The organism is Bacillus sp. LR--39, from assembly GCF_053613335.1.
On record NZ_JBSIOT010000257.1, the window covers coordinates 1 to 1,188 of the forward strand.

At 47.7% G+C, this 1,188-nt stretch carries 1 protein-coding gene; it reads right to left on the bottom strand.

What is annotated here, in order from left to right; all coding sequences use genetic code 11:
- Positions 1–1,188 (bottom strand): alanine--tRNA ligase (alaS, locus tag ACWHAR_RS22295; protein WP_452087860.1); only part of this gene is annotated, 1,188 nt, incomplete at both ends.

The window sequence follows — 1,188 nt, forward strand, 5'->3', positions numbered from 1 at the left end:
TTCATCGACCATAGTGCGGAGATGATTCATGTCTTTTGCATTTACTTTTGCCGCAAGCACGTTTACGCCGTCAACTTCTTTTACTTTCGACAGGATTGCTCCTGCTTCCACGTTGCCTAGTTTTGCAAGAAGAGATTCATTTTCTCTTTGTGCTTCCTTCAGTTCAGCCTGCAGAGCCGCGACCCGTTTCGGCACTTCTTTGATATTTGTTTTCAGCTCGTCAGCGGTCTGCTTCAATACAGAAATCTGGCTGTTCATTTCGACGTAAGCGCCTTGTCCCGTTACAGCTTCAATCCGTCTTGTGCCTGCGCCGATTCCAGATTCAGAAACGATTTTAAACAAGCCGATTTCTGCTGTATTTCTGACATGGCAGCCGCCGCACAGCTCTAAGCTGTAATCTCCAACTTGAACGACACGGACAATATCGCCATATTTCTCGCCAAACAGTGCCATCGCACCCATTTCTTTTGCTTCAGCGATCGGTTTCAAATCAATGCTGACCGGGATGCTCGCCCAGATCTTTTCGTTTACGATTCTTTCAATTTGTTCAAGCTCTTCTTTTGTCACTTGGCCAAAGTGCGAGAAATCAAAACGAAGACGGTTTTCCGTTACAAGAGAGCCCGCCTGATTGACATGAGTTCCAAGAACATCTTTTAGAGCCTGATGCAATAAATGCGTTGCCGTGTGGTTTTTAATGACGCCGCTTCTCATATGGTCTTCAACTTCAGCCGTAACATGCAGGCCTTTTTGAACAGTACCGCTCTCCACAACACCTTCATGCACATGCTGGCCGTTCGGCGCTTTTTGAACATCTTTAATTCTTACAACTGCCTGCTCGCTTCGGAGATAGCCTTTATCGCCGATTTGGCCGCCGCTTTCTGCATAGAACGGTGTTTCATCAAGAATGATTTGAACGCTTTCTCCTTCATGAGCCTCTTCGATTAATTGGCCGTCCTGAAGAAGCACAATGATATTGGCATCAGCTTTGGTTTGAGAGTAGCCGACAAATGTGCTTTCATCTGTCACGTCGCGCAGTGCGCCGCCCTGCACCTGCATGCTGCCGACATCCTGGCGGGCGTTTCTTGCCCGTTCACGCTGCTGGTTCATTTCCTCCTCAAAGCCCTCATGGTCAACCGCCATGTTCTCGTCTTCTGCGTATTCTTCAGTCAATTCAACCGGGAATCCATA